17 protein-coding genes and 1 tRNA gene are annotated in these 16,182 nt (G+C 59.2%); 7 read left to right on the forward strand and 11 right to left on the reverse strand.

Annotated elements, in window-relative coordinates; translation table 11 throughout:
* Positions 1-34 precede the first annotated feature (34 nt).
* The 5 genes from amn to QRN60_RS04480 all read right to left on the reverse strand — a co-directional run bounded on the left by amn (position 35) and on the right by QRN60_RS04480 (position 3,244).
* Positions 35-1,540: an AMP nucleosidase gene (gene amn, locus QRN60_RS04460; RefSeq protein WP_003509981.1), complete on the reverse strand. Its 1,506-nt coding sequence runs from the start codon at positions 1,538-1,540 to the stop codon at positions 35-37.
* Positions 1,541-1,644: 104 nt separating this feature from the next.
* On the reverse strand, positions 1,645-1,818 hold the full coding sequence (locus QRN60_RS04465; RefSeq protein ID WP_003509979.1) for a hypothetical protein: 174 nt from the start codon (positions 1,816-1,818) through the stop codon (positions 1,645-1,647).
* Between the two features lie 10 nt (positions 1,819-1,828).
* Entirely contained in the window at positions 1,829-2,011 is a 183-nt protein-coding gene (locus QRN60_RS04470) for a hypothetical protein (RefSeq protein WP_020809511.1), read from the reverse strand.
* A gap of 159 nt (positions 2,012-2,170) precedes the next feature.
* The gene (locus QRN60_RS04475; RefSeq protein ID WP_129564530.1) at positions 2,171-2,767 is read right to left on the reverse strand and encodes a P-loop NTPase family protein; all 597 of its coding nucleotides are present in this window, start codon (positions 2,765-2,767) and stop codon (positions 2,171-2,173) included.
* Between the two features lie 138 nt (positions 2,768-2,905).
* Positions 2,906-3,244 carry a DUF2147 domain-containing protein gene (locus QRN60_RS04480; RefSeq protein ID WP_003509976.1) on the reverse strand — a complete coding sequence of 113 codons (339 nt, stop codon included), beginning with the start codon at positions 3,242-3,244 and terminating at the stop codon, positions 2,906-2,908.
* 603 nt (positions 3,245-3,847) lie between these two features.
* Between QRN60_RS04480 and QRN60_RS04485 the strand changes: the two genes are divergently transcribed.
* On the forward strand, positions 3,848-4,111 hold the full coding sequence (locus QRN60_RS04485) for an SEL1-like repeat protein (protein ID WP_003509974.1): 264 nt from the start codon (positions 3,848-3,850) through the stop codon (positions 4,109-4,111).
* A gap of 305 nt (positions 4,112-4,416) precedes the next feature.
* On the opposite strand, the gene QRN60_RS04490 is transcribed toward QRN60_RS04485, so the two are convergent.
* Together QRN60_RS04490 and QRN60_RS04495 are read right to left on the reverse strand one after the other, a co-directional pair.
* Positions 4,417-5,529 (reverse strand): pyridoxal phosphate-dependent aminotransferase, encoded by a 1,113-nt coding sequence (locus tag QRN60_RS04490; RefSeq protein WP_060723988.1) that lies wholly within the window; start codon positions 5,527-5,529, stop codon positions 4,417-4,419.
* 156 nt (positions 5,530-5,685) lie between these two features.
* The gene (locus tag QRN60_RS04495) at positions 5,686-6,033 is read right to left on the reverse strand and encodes a hypothetical protein (RefSeq protein WP_020809747.1); all 348 of its coding nucleotides are present in this window, start codon (positions 6,031-6,033) and stop codon (positions 5,686-5,688) included.
* Positions 6,034-6,360: 327 nt separating this feature from the next.
* Here QRN60_RS04495 and QRN60_RS04500 point away from each other — a divergent pair, with 327 nt between their 5' ends.
* Both QRN60_RS04500 and QRN60_RS04505 read left to right on the forward strand, forming a co-directional pair.
* On the forward strand, positions 6,361-7,578 hold the full coding sequence (locus QRN60_RS04500) for an NAD(P)/FAD-dependent oxidoreductase (RefSeq protein WP_065694919.1): 1,218 nt from the start codon (positions 6,361-6,363) through the stop codon (positions 7,576-7,578).
* Between the two features lie 7 nt (positions 7,579-7,585).
* Positions 7,586-8,386 carry an aldolase/citrate lyase family protein gene (locus QRN60_RS04505; RefSeq protein WP_129564529.1) on the forward strand — a complete coding sequence of 267 codons (801 nt, stop codon included), beginning with the start codon at positions 7,586-7,588 and terminating at the stop codon, positions 8,384-8,386.
* A 1-nt stretch (position 8,387) separates the two neighbouring features.
* On the opposite strand, the gene QRN60_RS04510 is transcribed toward QRN60_RS04505, so the two are convergent.
* Both QRN60_RS04510 and QRN60_RS04515 read right to left on the reverse strand, forming a co-directional pair.
* Complete coding sequence (locus QRN60_RS04510) at positions 8,388-8,564, reverse strand: hypothetical protein (RefSeq protein WP_165000574.1); 177 nt, start codon at positions 8,562-8,564, stop codon at positions 8,388-8,390.
* Between the two features lie 89 nt (positions 8,565-8,653).
* Positions 8,654-8,995 carry a hypothetical protein gene (locus QRN60_RS04515; protein ID WP_129564528.1) on the reverse strand — a complete coding sequence of 114 codons (342 nt, stop codon included), beginning with the start codon at positions 8,993-8,995 and terminating at the stop codon, positions 8,654-8,656.
* A gap of 163 nt (positions 8,996-9,158) precedes the next feature.
* On the opposite strand from QRN60_RS04515, the gene QRN60_RS04520 reads away from it, so the two are divergent.
* Positions 9,159-9,249, forward strand: a tRNA-Ser gene (locus tag QRN60_RS04520).
* A 131-nt stretch (positions 9,250-9,380) separates the two neighbouring features.
* Here QRN60_RS04520 and QRN60_RS04525 read toward each other — a convergent pair.
* Complete coding sequence (locus QRN60_RS04525; RefSeq protein WP_162696050.1) at positions 9,381-9,518, reverse strand: hypothetical protein; 138 nt, start codon at positions 9,516-9,518, stop codon at positions 9,381-9,383.
* Positions 9,519-9,943: 425 nt separating this feature from the next.
* Here QRN60_RS04525 and QRN60_RS04530 point away from each other — a divergent pair, with 425 nt between their 5' ends.
* Together QRN60_RS04530 and QRN60_RS04535 are read left to right on the forward strand one after the other, a co-directional pair.
* On the forward strand, positions 9,944-10,960 hold the full coding sequence (locus QRN60_RS04530) for a porin (RefSeq protein ID WP_060723991.1): 1,017 nt from the start codon (positions 9,944-9,946) through the stop codon (positions 10,958-10,960).
* Positions 10,961-11,540: 580 nt separating this feature from the next.
* The gene (locus QRN60_RS04535) at positions 11,541-12,563 is read left to right on the forward strand and encodes a porin (protein WP_111797561.1); all 1,023 of its coding nucleotides are present in this window, start codon (positions 11,541-11,543) and stop codon (positions 12,561-12,563) included.
* Between the two features lie 170 nt (positions 12,564-12,733).
* Here QRN60_RS04535 and QRN60_RS04540 read toward each other — a convergent pair whose 3' ends face one another.
* Positions 12,734-14,806, reverse strand: a complete 2,073-nt coding sequence (locus QRN60_RS04540; RefSeq protein WP_165000573.1) for a lytic transglycosylase domain-containing protein — start codon at positions 14,804-14,806, stop codon at positions 12,734-12,736.
* 362 nt (positions 14,807-15,168) lie between these two features.
* Between QRN60_RS04540 and dapA the strand changes: the two genes are divergently transcribed.
* Positions 15,169-16,053 carry a 4-hydroxy-tetrahydrodipicolinate synthase gene (dapA, locus tag QRN60_RS04545; RefSeq protein ID WP_003509960.1) on the forward strand — a complete coding sequence of 295 codons (885 nt, stop codon included), beginning with the start codon at positions 15,169-15,171 and terminating at the stop codon, positions 16,051-16,053.
* The last annotated feature ends 129 nt before the right edge of the window (positions 16,054-16,182 follow it).

A 16,182-nucleotide genomic window follows, 5' to 3' on the forward strand; every position in this document is an offset into this window, starting at 1 on the left:
GACATCACCACCTTGAGGGCGAAGATGTGCGATCTTACTGAAACGCCGTCTCGTAAAAGCTTCGAAGCTTGCGCGAATGCAGCGTTTCCGTCGGCATTGCCGCAAGCTTCTGCACAGCGCGAATGCCGATCTGCAGATGCTGGGCGACCTGTGTGCGGTAAAACTCCGTCGCCATGCCCGGTAGTTTCAATTCCCCATGCAGCGGCTTGTCGGAGACGCAGAGCAGGGTGCCGTAGGGCACGCGGAAGCGGAAACCGTTCGCCGCGATGGTGGCCGATTCCATGTCGAGCGCGATGGCGCGCGATTGCGACAGGCGCTTGACGGGGCCGGCCTGATCGCGAAGCTCCCAGTTGCGGTTGTCGATCGTGGCGACGGTGCCGGTGCGCATGATGCGCTTCAGCTCGAAGCCCTCGTAACCGGTGACTTCCGCGACTGCCCCTTCCAGCGCCAGCTGCACTTCGGCAAGCGCGGGGATCGGCACCCAGACCGGCAGGTCGTCGTCAAGCACATGGTCCTCGCGCACATAGGCATGCGCCAGAACATAATCGCCAAGCCGCTGGCTGTTGCGCAGGCCGGCGCAATGGCCGACCATCAGCCAGGCATGCGGGCGCAGCACGGCGATATGGTCAGTGATCGTCTTGGCATTGGAGGGACCGACGCCGATATTGACGAGCGTGATGCCGGCATGGCCCTTTTTCTTCAGGTGATAGGCGGGCATCTGCGGCAGGCGGCCGAGAACGGCGTCCGTTTCCGGCTTGTCGGAGCCAGCGGGGGTGATGATGTTGCCCGGCTCCACGAAGGCCGTGTAGCCTTCGCCGCCATTCTTCATCATCTGCCGCGCCCATGCGGCGAATTCATCGATATAGAACTGGTAGTTGGTGAACAGCACGAAGTTCTGGAAATGGCTGGCGCTGGTTGCCGTATAATGGCTAAGGCGGGCCAGCGAATAATCGATGCGCTGTGCGGTAAAGGGTGCGAGCGGCGCGGGTTCGCCGGGTACCTGATCATATTCGCCATTGGCGATGAGATCGTCGGTATTGTTGAGATCGGGCGTATCGAAAAGATCGCGCAATGGCACGTCGGAGAGCGAGGATGCCGCCGCCGCTTCGACATAAGCGCCTTCGCCGAAGGCGAAATGCAGCGGAATGGGCGTGGCCGATTCAGCAACCGTCACCGGAACGCCGTGGTTCTTCATCAGAAGCCCCAGCTGCTCTTTCAGGTAATGGCGGAAAAGCTCCGGCCGGGTGATCGTCGTCGTATAGACGCCGGGGGCGGTGACATGGCCGTAGGAGAGACGCGAATCGACATGGCCGAAGGTGGCGGTCTCCAGGCTGACCTGCGGATAGCAGGCGCGGTAACGGCCGGTGATCGGCGCGCCCTTGGCAAGGTCGGTGAAGGAGTTGATGAGGAACGCCGTATTGCGTTCGTAAAGCGCGGTCAAAGCCGCCACAGCTTCTTTCGGGTCCGTGAATGTCTGCGGCGCGAAAGGCTCGGGGCTGATGAAGGTGAAGGGCGGAATCGTTCGTTTTGCTATTGTCATGGCCCATTATAAGAGGCCAAATTCGACAGGCAAGCGACAGAAATACGAAGAAACTGAAAAGAAACGGAAAAAGCGGCTGGAGCAATATCGGGGGCGGCGGAAACTCAGCCGAGCGCGCCGCGCTGAAGGCTCATCAGGAGCACGAAACCGGCGCCCTTGGAGGCGGGGCGGGGATCGGCCTTGTAAACCGCAAGTCCGGCCACCGGACCAAGAAAGATCGAGGCCATCAGCACCAGTCTCAGTGCGGAAAACAGGCCGTTGGAAAAACTAGTCGTCATCGGCCGGTCCTCAAAGTACGACGGGGCAATTGGCGGCGGGCGACGGGCTGTGCTGGCAGGCAATTGCCGCGCCTGCATTCACCCGCTGGAAACTGCGGTTCGGATTAACGACGAGCGAGGCGAAGGACATGGCGAAGATCGCCATGAGAAACGCGAAGATTGCCAGTCGGCTGATCAGCTTTGCCATGTCCATTCCCCTTTATTGGAGTTGATGGACAGAGTTTTGCCACACTCGGACTGAACGGACCCTGAGACCCCGGTTCATATGGTGTTCAGGGATGTTAACGGGTGGTGACATGGTGGATCGGCGTGGCAATGGCGCTGGGCATCTCGCGGACCACCCGCTTTTCGATCAGGACAGAGGGGCCTCCGCGCGTGCCGCAAGATCGGTCAGCAGGGTCTCGAATGCCTGAGGCTGGGTCACATCGACAACCGGTACATGGTGTTCCTGCGCGGATGCCAGCATGTCGGTGTTTTCCCGCAGCGAACGCTCGATGAAAGCGTCCATGATCCGCCGCCTGTCGGCTGTCGCATCTTCATATTGCGCGTGAGAACGCATTCTCTCGAGAAGAAAATCATTGCCGGCATGGAGAAAGACACCGGCGACGGTGCTGCCGAGCAGGGGCGATATCAATTCCGGCCGCAGGGCCGCGCCCTCGAAGATTGCGGGAGCGCCGGTGCCCGACCTGCTGTCGATCATCACGCGGATCAATGGCCAGATATTCTGATGATGTATCTTCAGAAACCAGTGGATCGTTTCCGCCGAGAGCTGTGAGTAATATTCCTCCACCGGAGTCGGAATGCCCGGCCATGGCCTTCCCGGATGGCGGGCGAGACTGTCGGTCGATATTGCCTCGCAGCGTAGTCTTTCGCTCAGCAGGCCGGCAAGGGTGCTTTTGCCGACATGGGAGGTGCCCGCGATCAGGATTGTCGAAAGGGTGGGGCGCATGCGTTGCTCTCGTAGGGATATATGGCTTCCATGCGGCGTCTGTCCGCAATTTCGGGCGCGATCCTTGGGCAGCGCACCGCGCCGTCAGGCGCGGGACCGCGGGCGGGAGGACAGAAAGCCCACCCGCCGCCTTGTCGATTACAACCGTGTCCAGGTCTGTGATTTGCACAGAACCTTCAGCACGCAGCCCTTCATGCTCAGCGAGTTGCCGGAAACGGTGCCGGAGCCGCTATAGGTCTTGTCATTGGCGGGATCGGTGATTTCGCCGGAATAGCTGTTTCCCTTGCCGGCAAGCTTGCCGATCTGTTTTCCGGCGTGTTTGCCGGTCTTCAGCGTTACGCAGAAGGCGCCGCCGCAGGGGCCGATAACGGCGGTTTCGCCGCTGGCCGTCTTCCAATTGCCTTCGATCGCCTCGCCGGCAAAGGCAAGGTTGCCGCTCAGCATGAGGGCGGCGGCAATCGTCATCATACGCTTCATGAAATTCCTCCCGAAATTCGCGCAGGCTTTCCTGGGCCGGACAGGCCCGAAGAGGCGATGCGCAGATCAAACCCATTTGGCATGCGAATGCACCATTTCTGGCCCAAAGCCGCCCTGCGGCGCAACGATTGCTCCTCACACCGCAATATCCTTTGCCCGTTTCATCCTCATGACGGGCAGCGCGGATAGTATTTGACGTTCACGTAAAAGGAAACAGAAATTTGTGGCCGCGGCGCGGCATTTGCAGCAGCGGGAGGAGCGAAAAAGGGAGAATTCGAAAACCGCTGTTTTGATCGTGGTGAAGGAAGAGTTTAAATCCATTTCTAAAGTTTTCGTAAAATTCGCCGCAAAGTCCTTAATTTCCGCGGCTCGTGATATTTAACAAAAACCCAATTTTACCAATCGTTTGCAGTTTGTTTGCGGCCCATTAATCATGCCTTTTAAGCGACCGTTGAAAGCCCCGTGGCATAGTGAACTCATCAAAAGCGCAGGGAAAACCTGCCGGACGAAAGGACAAAAAAGCCGCAAAAGACGGCGGGTCCGGACGGTAGCCTCGACAAGAAGGCGAATGGTGAAACAGGTAGAAAGACAGGGATTAAAACAATGGCACGCTTTGACATCAGCGATATCGAAATGGCTGCCGGTGGCGAAACCCGCGCCGACACTCTTTGCAATCTCGGCCTGGTCTATGCGACCGGCCGGGGCTGCAAGGTGGACCTGATCGCAGCGCATAAATGGCTCAACATCGCCGCGATCCGCGGATCGGAAAGAGCCGCTTCGCTCCGCGCTGATCTCGCCCGCAACATGACGAAATCGGAACTCGCCGAAGCACTGCGCGCCGCCCGCGACTGGATGACGATGCACTGATTGACCCAAGCCATTATTGAGATTTCCGGTCCGGTTCCCTCCAGTCCCGACGACCGGTCAAAACGAAAGTAAACCCGAAGGGGAACGCGGCGAGGGCTTTGAAAAGGGCTTTTGCGCTGACACATCAAACCGCGACCGGCAGGAACAAGGCCGGCGCGGTTTTCTTATGTCTGGTGAGCTCTCGTTGCCGGAAAATGATTCCTGGGCAGGGGTTTGCGGGAGGATGTTGAATCGATGCGCGCAATGTGCGGACTTTCCAGCCCTCATTCCTGTGACGAGCACAGGAATGAGGGTGGGTTGGGAACTTACCCGATCGCCTTGAGAACCTTCGGCAGCGCCTGTTCGAAAAGATCAAGCTTGTCATCCGGCCCCACGCTCACGCGGATGCAGCGGTTGAGAGGCGCAACACCCGGCATGCGGATGAACACACCATGCTCCATCAACCCATCGACGATGGCGCGGGCGTAAGCACCATCGCGGTGGCAATCGATGGTGACGAAATTGGTGGCGGAGGGGAGCGGTGAAAGGCCGTTCTCGCGGGCGATTACCGAAATCCGCTCGCGGGCTGCGGAGATTTTGCCAACGACTTCATGCAGATAGGCCTGGTCCTTCAGGGCCGCCAAGGCGCCGGCGACCGAAATGCGCGCCATGCCGAAATGGTTGCGGATCTTGTCGAAGGCTTCGACGTTGCCGAGCGTGCCGATGGCGTAACCCACGCGCGCGCCGGCGAGTCCATAGGCTTTCGAGAAGGTGCGCATGCGCAGGATGTTCGGCTGGCCGATCAGCGCATCGATGGCCGGAACGGCGCTCGCGGGCGCGGTCTCGCAATAGGCTTCGTCCAGAATGAGCAGGCAGGTTTCCGGCAATGCGCGGGCAAAGGCAACCACCTCGCTCGCTTCCCACCAGCTTCCCATCGGATTATCAGGGTTGGCGAAATAGACCAGCGGCGCATTTTCCCTGTTAACGAGGTCGAGAAGACCGTCGAGGTCTTCGTGATCGTCGACATAGGGCGTGGTGACGAGTCTCCCGCCAAAACCGTTTACATGGTAATTGAAAGTGGGATAGCCGCCAAACGAGGTGACGACGGGCGTGCCCGGCTCGACGATCAGCCTGGCGATCTCGCCCAGCAAGCCATCAACCCCGCTGCCGATGGCAATATTGCCGCGTGCAACGCCGTGGTGAATGGCAAGCGCTTCCTTCAACTCGAAATTTTCCGGATCGCTATACATCCAGGTTTCCGCTGCCGCATCGCGCATGGCCAGCAGCACGGAAGGGGCGGGACCGAAGCCGCTTTCGTTTGCGCCGATTCGCGCCTCCACCTTCAAACCGCGGTTCCGCTCGATGGCCTCGGGGCCGACGAAGGGAACGGTGGAGGGAAGCGAGACGGCAAGTGGTGTAAGGCGTGAAAAAGCGGACATTGGCTGAAAGTTCCGGTACCTGTGTTTAAAACCCGGCTCACAATAGGTGCAAAAAAACCGGACGCAAGGCGCGGCCGGTTGCGGCATGGCTGTTTTGGAACAGAATTTTTCGTCGCGAAGAAGGGATGGAAAAACCATCGGCCTGTCGTGACAAGGTCAGACGCTGGTCTCGAAGCTCAGGCGCCGCACATGGTGCAGGAATTCCGCATCGATCAGCATGTTGAAGCCGATCGTGGCCTTTTCTTCCTCGCGGCGGATCAGCGTGCAGCCGATCTCGTCGCGGATGCCCAGAATTTCCAGATAGAAATTGGCCGGCATTTCCAGATCGGGGCTGACATCCAGCTCGGCGCCGTAGAGGGAAATGGTCCGCACCAGGCAGCGCATGGTGTCCTTGGCGCTGAGATGATGCCCGATGAAGGTGATCTTGCCGGGCCGGTCGATCTGAAATTTCTCGTACATCTCGTCCTGTGGGACGTTCTGACTGATATCCATATGTAAAGCCATGACAACCTCCCGGATTGCCTCTTTCGTGCCGATTTTAACGCCGCTTCCTTGCCAGGGCATGAAGGAAATGCGCGCAATTATCTCTAGTCTGTGTCGATCTCGACCAATCTTCCGTCGGGGAAGCCGATGTTTCCACTATGGAAATGCGTTCGGTCCCATCAGGTTGCAGTCGTGCCGCAGCCTGTGCTGATAATGCGTCATGCTTGCACCGGGCTGGCGTTGCTGCGCGGTTGACTGGGGCCGTACTTGGCGTTACGCCTGATCCGGTAATATGGCTTCGCGAGGGTCGGCAGGATCGGCGCTTCGTGGTTGTTCTGGGAGTGAACTGTGACGGGAAGGCTGGTAATCGTCGGGGCGGGGCAGGCCGCTTTCGCGCTGGCGTCGAAGCTTCGGGCGCTGAAGGATGAGCGCCCCATCACCATCATCGGTTCCGAGGATGCCTATCCTTACCAGCGTCCGCCGCTATCCAAAAAATACCTTCTCGGTGAGATGAGTTTCGACCGGCTGATGTTCCGCCCGGAGGAATGGTACGCCGAAAACAATGTCGATATTCGGCTTTCCACCTGGGTGGAGGAGATAGACCGAGCTGAAAAAACCGTGCGCATGCAGGATGGCAGCACGCTTTCTTATGACAGGCTGGTCCTGGCAACCGGCGCCGCACCCCGCCTGCTGCCCGCCAGCATCGGCGGTGATCTCGAAGGCGTCCTGACCGTTCGCGACAAGCGCGACGCCAACCGGCTGATGGAGGAGATGAAGCCCGGCCGCAGGCTGCTGGTGATCGGCGGCGGTTATATCGGCCTTGAAGCAGCCGCTGTCGCCCGCAAGCTCGGCCTTGAGGTGACGCTTATCGAGATGGCCGACCGCATTCTGCAGCGCGTGGCGGCGAAAGAAACCGCCGATATCATGCGCGGCATCCATCAGGCCCATGGCGTTTCCATCCGCGAAAAGACCGGCCTCGTGCGCCTTGTCGGCATGGAAGGCCGGGTGGCCGCTGCCGAACTCTCCGACGGCTCTATGCTTGATGTCGATTTCGTCATCGTCGGCATCGGCGTGACGCCGAATGACCGCCTTGCCCGCGAATCGGGCCTCGATGTCGGCAATGGCATCGTGGTGGACGACCATACCCGCACATCCGACAGCGCCATTCATGCGGTGGGCGATTGCGCGCTGCTGCCGTGGCGAGGCCAGCATGTGCGTCTCGAATCGGTACAGAATGCGGTCGATCAGGCGGAGGCGACCGCTGCCGTGCTCACCGGGGCTGAAACCGCCTATGATCCGAAACCGTGGTTCTGGTCGGATCAATATGACGCCAAGCTACAGATTGCCGGCTTCAACCTGGGTTACGACGAGACGGTGCTCCGGCCCGGTGCGCGCGAAGGCAGCTGGTCCGTCTGGTATTTCCGCGATGGACGATTCGTCGCCGTCGATGCCGTCAATGACGCCAAGGCCTATGTTGCCGGCAAGAAACTGCTCGATACCGGCGCGGAGCCGGATCGCGCCATCCTGGCGGACTTCTCCGCCGATCTGAAATTACTGCTTTCCTGAGGATATCATGCCTGCTCCCGAAAACCGTTTCAAAACCGCCATCCATGCCGGCAAGCCGCAGATCGGCCTCTGGCTCGATATGGGCGAGGCCATCACGGCGGAAATCGCCGGTACGGCGGGGTTCGACTGGCTGGTGATCGACGGCGAGCATGGGCCGAACGATCTGCGCAGCATCATCGACCAGCTGCGTGCCCTTGCCACATCGTCCGCGGAACCCGTCGTGCGCGTGCCGGTCGGCGAAAGCTGGATGATCAAGCAGCTTCTGGATGCGGGTGCGCGCACGCTTCTCGTGCCGATGGTTGATTCGGCCGCCCAGGCCACGGATCTGGTCAGCGCCATGCATTATCCGCCACGCGGCATTCGCGGCATGGGCGCGGCCGTTGCCCGCGCTTCCGCCTTCAACACGATAACCGACTATGCCGACAGCGCCTCCGATAGCGTCTGCCTGCTGGTGCAGGCCGAAACGCGCGCGGCGATCAACGATCTCGATAATATTCTCGCGGTTGAGGGCGTGGACGGCGTCTTCATCGGCCCGGCGGATCTGGCCGCGGATATGGGTTATCTCGGCCGCATAGACGAGCCGGAAGTGCAGGCGGTGATTGAGGCGACCATCGTCAAGATCGTCAAGGCGGGCAAGGCTGCCGGCATCCTCACCTTTAACGAAACCTATAATCGCCGTTATCTCGAACTCGGCGCGTCCTTCGTCGCCGTCGGGGCGGATGTCACGGAATTCGCCAACACCCTGCGTGCGCTGTCGGCCCGTTACAAGGGCGGAGCAGCGCCTGCGCCATCGCGGTCGGGATATTAACTCAGTCGTCGTTGCTGGCGTTCAGCTTTTCCGGCGGAATACCTTCTTCGCCGGAGGCGAGATAACCGCTATTGATAAGGGCGGCGCGAATGATGCGCTGGATGGCCTCATCCCTGTCTATGCCGTGATCCCTCGCAAAATCCGACAAAGCCATTTCAAGATCGTCGCTGAACCGCATATCCGCCCCCATTCATTACATTTCAAACCCATACGAAAAGGCAAGGCAGGGTTGACCCGCCTTGCCTGAATTTTAATTCCATGCAGCGATCAGCGCCAGCGATAAAGGCTGCTGTTCGACGAGTTGTGCTGTGTGCTTGTGCCGACGGCATAACCGATGGCAAAACCGAGTGCGCCAACGATCGTCAGCAGGGAGGTTGCCGTACCGGGATTTTCCTTGACGGCTTCCACGACATTCTGGCCCTGGGCGCGTACATTATGCGCGGCCTTGCGGACGCGTCCGCGCGCCTCATCCAGAAACTCGGATGCATCCTCGCTCACCCCTTCCGCGCGGGCGGATACGGATTTGGAGAGGGATGCGATCTGCGAACGCAACTCCGCAATCTGGTTTTCGATCGTGTCTTCGACAACATTCAGTTTGGTCTGAGCCATTAGAACACCTCTTTTGTTACCGAAGGCAGAACGTACGGTCGGTCAAGAAGTTCCCGAATTGCCCGCAAAGTTTCGCGGGGGCGATGTTCAGCCAACAGGTTTTTGTGCTTCTTGGCGAAAAAGCCTTGCAATCATTTTTTTTACGCAATAATCAGGCCGCACCGGAGAGGTGGCCGAGTGGTCGAAGGCGCTCCCCTGCTAAGGGAGTATACGTCAAAAGCGTATCGTGGGTTCGAATCCCATCCTCTCCGCCACTTCGGCACAGACCGGAAACTTCAGCCCTACATATCCCTCAACTCCAAATCATAGCCGACCCGCGCTTCGTGCGTCGGTGCGCGACAGCCATGTCGACCTCGCACCATGAAGCCGCAGACGTCCGCGCTCTTCAGGTTTCGATTATGGAAGAAACGAGCGAATCAAGAGACTTGGCGGTGTCGACTTCAATTATCGTGCCGGCAGTATCGTAACCAGCGCTGAGCAAGCGCGTCGAATCGTTGCGCGAGGAATCGGTGGCAAACGGCATGGTTTTCTATCCTTTCTCCATGAGCGCCGTGGCGGCATGTCAGGTTAAGGGGTATGAGGAAGCAAAAGTTTCCATCATTCTTGCCCGGCAAGGCAAGGCTTCGCCGAAAAGGCCGGTAGTTTAGAAAGACCTTGTTAACCTCGCCAACTAACGGATTTTCAAGCAATTTCTTAACGCATGGTAAAGCTGCTTGCCAGCCGGGTGCGCACTGTGTGTTGTTTCCGCAACAAACCGAAATGAAGCATATACGTAAATGCTATTTATCGGATGTTGGCGATTGCAAGCGGCGAAACCTTTTGTATTTTCACCACCAGAAGCGAGGCGGTGGATCGTTTGGCTTCTAAGAACACGGGAATGGGGCAGGGAATGCTGTCCTTCAGCGAAAGTACCCAGACCCACTTAAAAACTTTGACTGGAGGTCAACCATGAACATCAAGAGCCTTCTCATCGGCTCCGCTGCGGCTCTCGCAGCAGTATCCGGCGCTCACGCTGCCGACGCTATCGTCGCTGCTGAGCCTGAGCCCCTGGAATACGTTCGCGTTTGCGACGCTTTCGGCACCGGCTTCTTCTACATCCCCGGCACCGAAACCTGCCTGAAGTTCGGCGGTTACGTCCGTTTCCAGACCAACTTTGGCCGTGACCGTTCTGGCACGTCTGACTGGGATTCGTTCACGCGCGCCCAGTTCGAAGTTGACACCCGCACCGACACCGAGCTCGGCGCTCTGCGTGGCTTCATCGGCTTCCGCGGTAACGCTGACACCGGCGCCGCTGACGACTCGGGCGTTTTCGTTGACCAGGCTTTCATCGAACTCGGCGGCCTGAAGGTCGGTAAGTTCTACAGCTGGTGGGACGATGGCCTCTCTGGCGAAACCGACGAACTGTCCACGAACGCTCTGTTCAACTCGGTACGTTACACCTACGACACCGGTTCTTTCTGGGCTGGCGTTTCGGCTGACGAACTCGAAGGCATCGACGTTCAGGGCTTCAACGAATCCGACAACAACGTTGGTATCGCTCTCGGCGTTGGCGCCAAGCTCGGCGCTGCTTCCCTGCAGCTTATCGGCGGCTACGACATCGACCGCGAAAACGGCGCTGTTCGCCTGATCGCAACGGCTGACGTTGGTCCGGGTACGCTCGGCCTGGCCGGTGTTTGGGCTTCTGGTGCGAACGCTTACTACTCTGAATCCGAATGGGCTGTTGCTGCCGAGTACGCCATCAAGGCTACCGACAAGCTGACGATCACCCCCGGCGCTCAGTACTACGGCTCCTACGGCCTCGTTTCCTGGGATGACTTCTCTGACGACGACGCTTGGACCGCTGGCGTAACGCTCGACTACAAGATCACGCAGGGCCTCTCCACGAAGATCGCTGTTAACTACTTCGACATCGACAACGGTGATGACGGCGTACAGGGCTTCGTTCGCCTTCAGCGTACGTTCTAATCTGATCTGACTTTGTCAGTGACGGAAGCCTCGGCAGCAATGCCGGGGCTTTTTTGCGTTATGGCGATCTTAGAGTGTGGATGATCAATTGATGATATCGTTTCGACCACACTTATGCGCGTTGCCGAATAGGGTTCATCGTGATCCAGATTCGCCGAATCACCTTGTGCTCGTCACAGATAGCAACGCCAGATCAATCGGAATTGCGGGCGGCCAGATTGCAAGATGAACGATTCTGCGACGTGGCAGATCAACTTTTGGACAATTTCCTGCGTCCCGATTATGGCCAGGCTCTCTAATGGCATTTCACTTGCTTTTGGATGAATGTTGGGTTCATCAGCTAAGCATCTGAAATAAATTGGAAATTTACTATTCGGTAATGAATCTGGTGGGGTAGGTTAGAATTGTAGCTATTTCGCAACAATGAAAAACTAAGGACACCTTACTGTCTTCCTTTCGTCATGATTACGATTGCCGATCCGTCCGGTTTTGGCTCTAATCAGCTTCATAAGCGGCACGCATTTCTGAGTGCTTTCCCACCCGCTGCTTAGAAGATTAAGCGTTTGACTGGAGGTCAACCATGAACATCAAGAGCCTTCTCATCGGCTCCGCTGCAGCTCTCGCAGCAGTATCCGGCGCACAGGCCGCTGACGCTATCGTCGCTGCCGAGCCCGAGCCCCTGGAATACGTTCGCGTCTGCGACGCTTTCGGCACCGGCTTCTTCTACATCCCCGGCACCGAGACCTGCCTGAAGTTTGGCGGTTACATCCGTTTCCAGACCAATTTCGGCCGTAACCAGTCTGGCACGTCCGACTGGGATTCGTTCACCCGCGCTCAGTTCGAAGTTGACACCCGCACCGACACCGAGCTCGGCGCTCTGCGTGGCTTCATCGGCTTCCGCGGCAATGCTGACAACGGTTCTGCTTCTTCTTCGAGCGTTTTCGTTGACCAGGCCTTCATCGAACTCGGCGGCCTGAAGGTCGGTAAGTTCTACAGCTGGTGGGATGACGATCTGAACGGTGAAACCGACATTCTGTCGACCAACACCCTGTTCAACTCGATCAAGTACACCTATGACGCTGGTTCTTTCCAGGCTGCGCTCTCGGTTGACGAACTGGAAGGCCAGTACGGCCAGTTCCAGTACGGCGCTGACAACAACGTCGGTATCGGCGGCATGATCGGCGGCAAGTTCGGCGCTGTTACGGCTAACCTGATCGCCAGCTACGACTTCGACGCAGAAAACGTTGCTATCCGCGGCATGCTGTTCGCAGATATCGGTCCGGGCACCTTCGGTCTTGCTGGTGTATGGGCTTCTGGCGACAACGCTTACTACGCAAAGTCTGAATGGGCTGTTGCCGTTGAGTACGCGATCAAGGCAACCGATCGCCTGACGCTTACCCCCGGCTTCGAATACCTCGGTACGCTGGACGTCAACCCTGCTGACGGCGACTTCGTTGGCGACCGTGACGCTTGGACTGCTGGTCTGACGGTTGACTACAAGATCACCGAGGGTCTGGCCACCAAGATCACCGCCAACTACTACGACGAAGATGGTCGTGACGACGAAGTCACCGGCTTCGTTCGCCTTCAGCGCACGTTCTAATCTGATCTGACATTGTCAGTGATGGAAACCCCGGCAGAAATGCCGGGGTTTTTCGTTTGATGGCTTCCGGCGCTGAGAGGCGTTATTCAAACACGGAAAACAAAAAAGCACCGGGCGAACCGATGCTTGAATGTTTTAGAACGATCAGCGATTGGCGGAAGAATGCTGCCTTATCCCGCACGCCCATGGCGCAGATCATCGACAATATCGGCCTGTTGCCCCAGCCGCGTCTTATAAACCTGATAATTCTCCATCACCCGCTGCACGTAATTGCGCGTTTCGGGGAAGGGGATGCGTTCGATCCAGTCGACCACCTCGTCGATCGGCTTGCCGCGCGGATCGCCATATCGGGAGATCCATTCCGGCACGCGTTTCGGTCCGGCATTATAGGCGATGAAGGTGAGGATGTAGGATCCACCGAAGCTGTCGATCTGTTCACCGAGATAATGCGCGCCGAGCGTGGCGTTGTAGCCCGCATCGCTGGTCAGCATCGCCTGCGTGTAGGGCAGGCCGTGGCGGCCGGCCACGCCCTTGGCGGTTCCGGGCAGCAGCTGCAGCAGGCCGCGGGCATTGGCGGCGGAGACGGCGGCGGGATTGAAAGCGCTTTCCTGCCGGGCAATCGCATAGGCGAGCGCCTTGCCGGAGCCGGCAATATTGGCGCTGGCGGGAATGACGCCGAGCGGATAGGCGAGCGCCGCCGCATCGATGCCCCGGCTGAAGGCCGTCTTGCCGATCTGCAGCGAAACCTGATGATTGCCGTTGCCCTCCGCCCTTGCCGCCAGAATGGCAAGCTCGCCGGGACTGTCGAGCTGTTCCGCAAGCGACCGGTAAAGGCTGTCGGCGCGCCAGCCGTAACCGGCGGCTTCCAGCCGGTCGATGGCGCGCACGGCTTCGCGGCCGGCGAAACGTTCCCGGTCGCTGGTTCTGGGGCTCGGATAGGTGACGTTTAATGTTTTTGCGCCGATTCGCGCTGCGGCGAGCTGGCCGTAAAACGTGCCGGGATGAGCGGCTGCCTTGGTGAAGAAGTCGCGGGCATCGCCCGGCCCGCCGGCTTCCGCCGCCCGACCTAGCCAATAATAGGCGCGCGACGCCGAGAGCGGCCGGTTGGAGGTCTGAAGCAGCGTGTTGAAGTGACGCGAAGCCGTCGCCGGGTCGCGCAGCGCCCTCAGCGCGTACCAGCCGGCATGGAATTCCGCATCGGCGGTATCGACCGCCGAGGTGGCAGAATGATTGGCGACAATGCGATAGGCCTCGGCGAAATCACCGAGATCGGCGACACCGCGGGCGATGATGCGGCGCTCATTCCACCATTCGCCGGGATTAACAAGCTTGGCCGCTTCCTTCGGCGCCTGTCGCAGAAGGGCCGCTGCTTCGGGATATTCCTGCTGGTTGCGCAGGTTTTCCACCCGCGCGAAGAGATAAGCAGGGTCGCTGCGCCAGGAGGCGTCGACCTTGCCGAGGAGCGCGCTTGCGGTTGCGGATCGCTGCAGCACGGCTGCCCAGGCGTTGTAAAGCGACTGCGCCTTGCCGAGATCACCAAAACGCTTCGCCTGGCTGATGCGGCTGCGATACATCAGATAATCCATGCGCGCCTTGTGGTCGGCGGGCGTCAGATAGGCGGGGAACTCGGCAAGCACACGGTCTTCCATGTCCTTGTCCATGCCTTCGCTGACCCAGAGCTGGCGAATGAGACTTTGGGATTCGGCAGCTTTACCGGAGGAGGCGAGCGCCTTGGCGAACACCACGGTGCCTTCGGCGGTTTCCGGACGGCTATTGCCGAAGGCGGCAAGCACCTGGGGTGCGGGCGGATCTTCGCGGTAAAGCGCTTTTTCGGAATTGGCGCGCAGCGTCGCCGCACCCGGCCAACCGGAGAGCTCGCGCTGGGCAGCGGCAATTTCGGCGGAAGCGACGTCCTTCTGGCCGGAAACGGCAATAGCCCAGGTGAGGATATGGCGGTCAAGGCTGCCGGTCGGCATGGTGTTGCGCAGCGCAATCGCGCGGGCCGCATCACGGCTCGAAAGCGCGTCGAGACCTGCCTTCAACTGGCTTGTGTCATCGGGGCGGTTGAGGCGCGGTATGGCGCCGGTGATCTCGGGCGAGGCCGGCATGAAGGCCGGAACAGCAGGTGCATTCGGCTTGACATAGGGAAGCGGCGCCGCACCTTCCGGCAGCGGCCCGGCCAGTGCGTTCCAAACGGTTGCGGCAAGGCCCGCCGCCATCAATCCCCAGACTGTCTTTTTCATGCCGCTCTTCATCGTGTAACGGATTTGTCGACTTTCTTGTAATATCGCTTCATTGCAGCGGGATTGCCGAAAACGGTCTGATGTCCCGCACCGGAATCTTGGGATTTCAGCCTTAATGAAATCTTAATAACCGCCCCGCAATTCAATCAACCTTTATTCACCGGCCCGCGAGCGGCGTCTCTTTTCGGTGCCGGCCTTTTGTGCTTGCCGATCACGGTCCGGAGACTGTCACACTTCCGACAATTTCGGACAAAATACGCTGCCTTAGCGCTTGTCGGCGCCAAGGGCTGGCTCTAATGTGTGCCGGTTTTAACCATCGAATGCGGCCGAAGCATGAACCGGCTCGGCGCCAGGAGCTTTGCATGTTCAAGGGATCAATTCCCGCCCTCATTACCCCGTTCACGGACAATGGCGCCGTGGACGAACAGGCGTTTGCCGCCCATGTGGAATGGCAGATCGCTGAAGGCAGCAACGGACTTGTGCCCGTGGGCACAACGGGGGAATCTCCAACCCTCTCCCACGACGAGCACAAACGTGTCGTCGAGCTGTGCATCGAGGTAGCGGCGAAACGGGTTCCGGTCATTGCGGGCGCTGGCTCCAACAATACCGATGAGGCGATCGAGCTTGCGCTGCACGCGCAGGAAGCCGGTGCGGATGCGCTGCTGGTGGTGACGCCCTATTACAACAAACCGACCCAGAAGGGCCTGTTCGCCCATTTTTCCGCCGTGGCAGAAGCGGTGAAGCTGCCGATCGTCATCTACAATATCCCGCCGCGCTCGGTGGTGGATATGTCGCCGGAAACCATGGGCGCCTTGGTCAAGGCGCATAAGAACATCGTCGGTGTGAAGGATGCGACGGGCAAGATCGATCGCGTTTCCGAACAGCGTATTTCCTGCGGCAAGGATTTTATCCAGCTTTCGGGTGAGGATGGTACGGCGCTCGGTTTCAACGCCCATGGCGGCGTCGGCTGCATTTCTGTCTCCGCCAATGTCGCGCCGCGCCTCTGTTCGGAATTCCAGGCGGCGATGCTCGCGGGTGATTACGCCAAGGCGCTGGAATATCAGGATCGCCTGATGCCGCTGCACAAGGCCATCTTCATGGAGCCCGGCGTCTGCGGCACCAAATATGCGCTGTCGAAGACCCGCGGCGGCAATCGCCGGGTCCGTTCGCCCTTGATGAGCACGCTGGAACCGGCAACGGAAGCGGCCATCGATGCGGCGCTGAAGCATGCCGGCCTGATGAACTGAGACACGCCTGAAAACCTAAAAGGCGCGCCATGGACCGCTTCGAAACAGAAGCCGTTCGGCGCGCCTTTTCTTTTTGCGACGACAACATTAAATAGAGGTTCGAAAACCGCTCTCGGCGGTAAGCCGAAG

It is taken from the genome of Agrobacterium sp. CFBP2214 (genome assembly GCF_030209895.1).
Lineage (GTDB): Bacteria > Pseudomonadota > Alphaproteobacteria > Rhizobiales > Rhizobiaceae > Agrobacterium > Agrobacterium radiobacter.

Bases quoted from the DNA above. Each gene is read 5' to 3' on its own strand.
- QRN60_RS04510 (WP_165000574.1), bottom strand. From the start codon at position 8,564: ATGCGGTTCAGCGACGATCTTGAAATGGCTTTGTCGGATTTTGCGAGG.
- QRN60_RS04480 (WP_003509976.1), bottom strand. From the start codon at position 3,244: ATGAAGCGTATGATGACGATTGCCGCCGCCCTCATGCTGAGCGGCAAC.
- QRN60_RS04495 (WP_020809747.1), bottom strand. From the start codon at position 6,033: ATGGCTTTACATATGGATATCAGTCAGAACGTCCCACAGGACGAGATG.
- QRN60_RS04485 (WP_003509974.1), top strand. From the start codon at position 3,848: ATGGCACGCTTTGACATCAGCGATATCGAAATGGCTGCCGGTGGCGAA.
- QRN60_RS04525 (WP_162696050.1), bottom strand. From the start codon at position 9,518: ATGCCGTTTGCCACCGATTCCTCGCGCAACGATTCGACGCGCTTGCTC.
- dapA (WP_003509960.1), top strand. From the start codon at position 15,169: ATGTTCAAGGGATCAATTCCCGCCCTCATTACCCCGTTCACGGACAAT.
- QRN60_RS04515 (WP_129564528.1), bottom strand. From the start codon at position 8,995: ATGGCTCAGACCAAACTGAATGTTGTCGAAGACACGATCGAAAACCAG.
- QRN60_RS04470 (WP_020809511.1), bottom strand. From the start codon at position 2,011: ATGGACATGGCAAAGCTGATCAGCCGACTGGCAATCTTCGCGTTTCTC.
- QRN60_RS04505 (WP_129564529.1), top strand. From the start codon at position 7,586: ATGCCTGCTCCCGAAAACCGTTTCAAAACCGCCATCCATGCCGGCAAG.
- amn (WP_003509981.1), bottom strand. From the start codon at position 1,540: ATGACAATAGCAAAACGAACGATTCCGCCCTTCACCTTCATCAGCCCC.
- QRN60_RS04530 (WP_060723991.1), top strand. From the start codon at position 9,944: ATGAACATCAAGAGCCTTCTCATCGGCTCCGCTGCGGCTCTCGCAGCA.
- QRN60_RS04540 (WP_165000573.1), bottom strand. From the start codon at position 14,806: ATGAAAAAGACAGTCTGGGGATTGATGGCGGCGGGCCTTGCCGCAACC.
- QRN60_RS04475 (WP_129564530.1), bottom strand. From the start codon at position 2,767: ATGCGCCCCACCCTTTCGACAATCCTGATCGCGGGCACCTCCCATGTC.
- QRN60_RS04490 (WP_060723988.1), bottom strand. From the start codon at position 5,529: ATGTCCGCTTTTTCACGCCTTACACCACTTGCCGTCTCGCTTCCCTCC.
- QRN60_RS04535 (WP_111797561.1), top strand. From the start codon at position 11,541: ATGAACATCAAGAGCCTTCTCATCGGCTCCGCTGCAGCTCTCGCAGCA.
- QRN60_RS04465 (WP_003509979.1), bottom strand. From the start codon at position 1,818: ATGACGACTAGTTTTTCCAACGGCCTGTTTTCCGCACTGAGACTGGTG.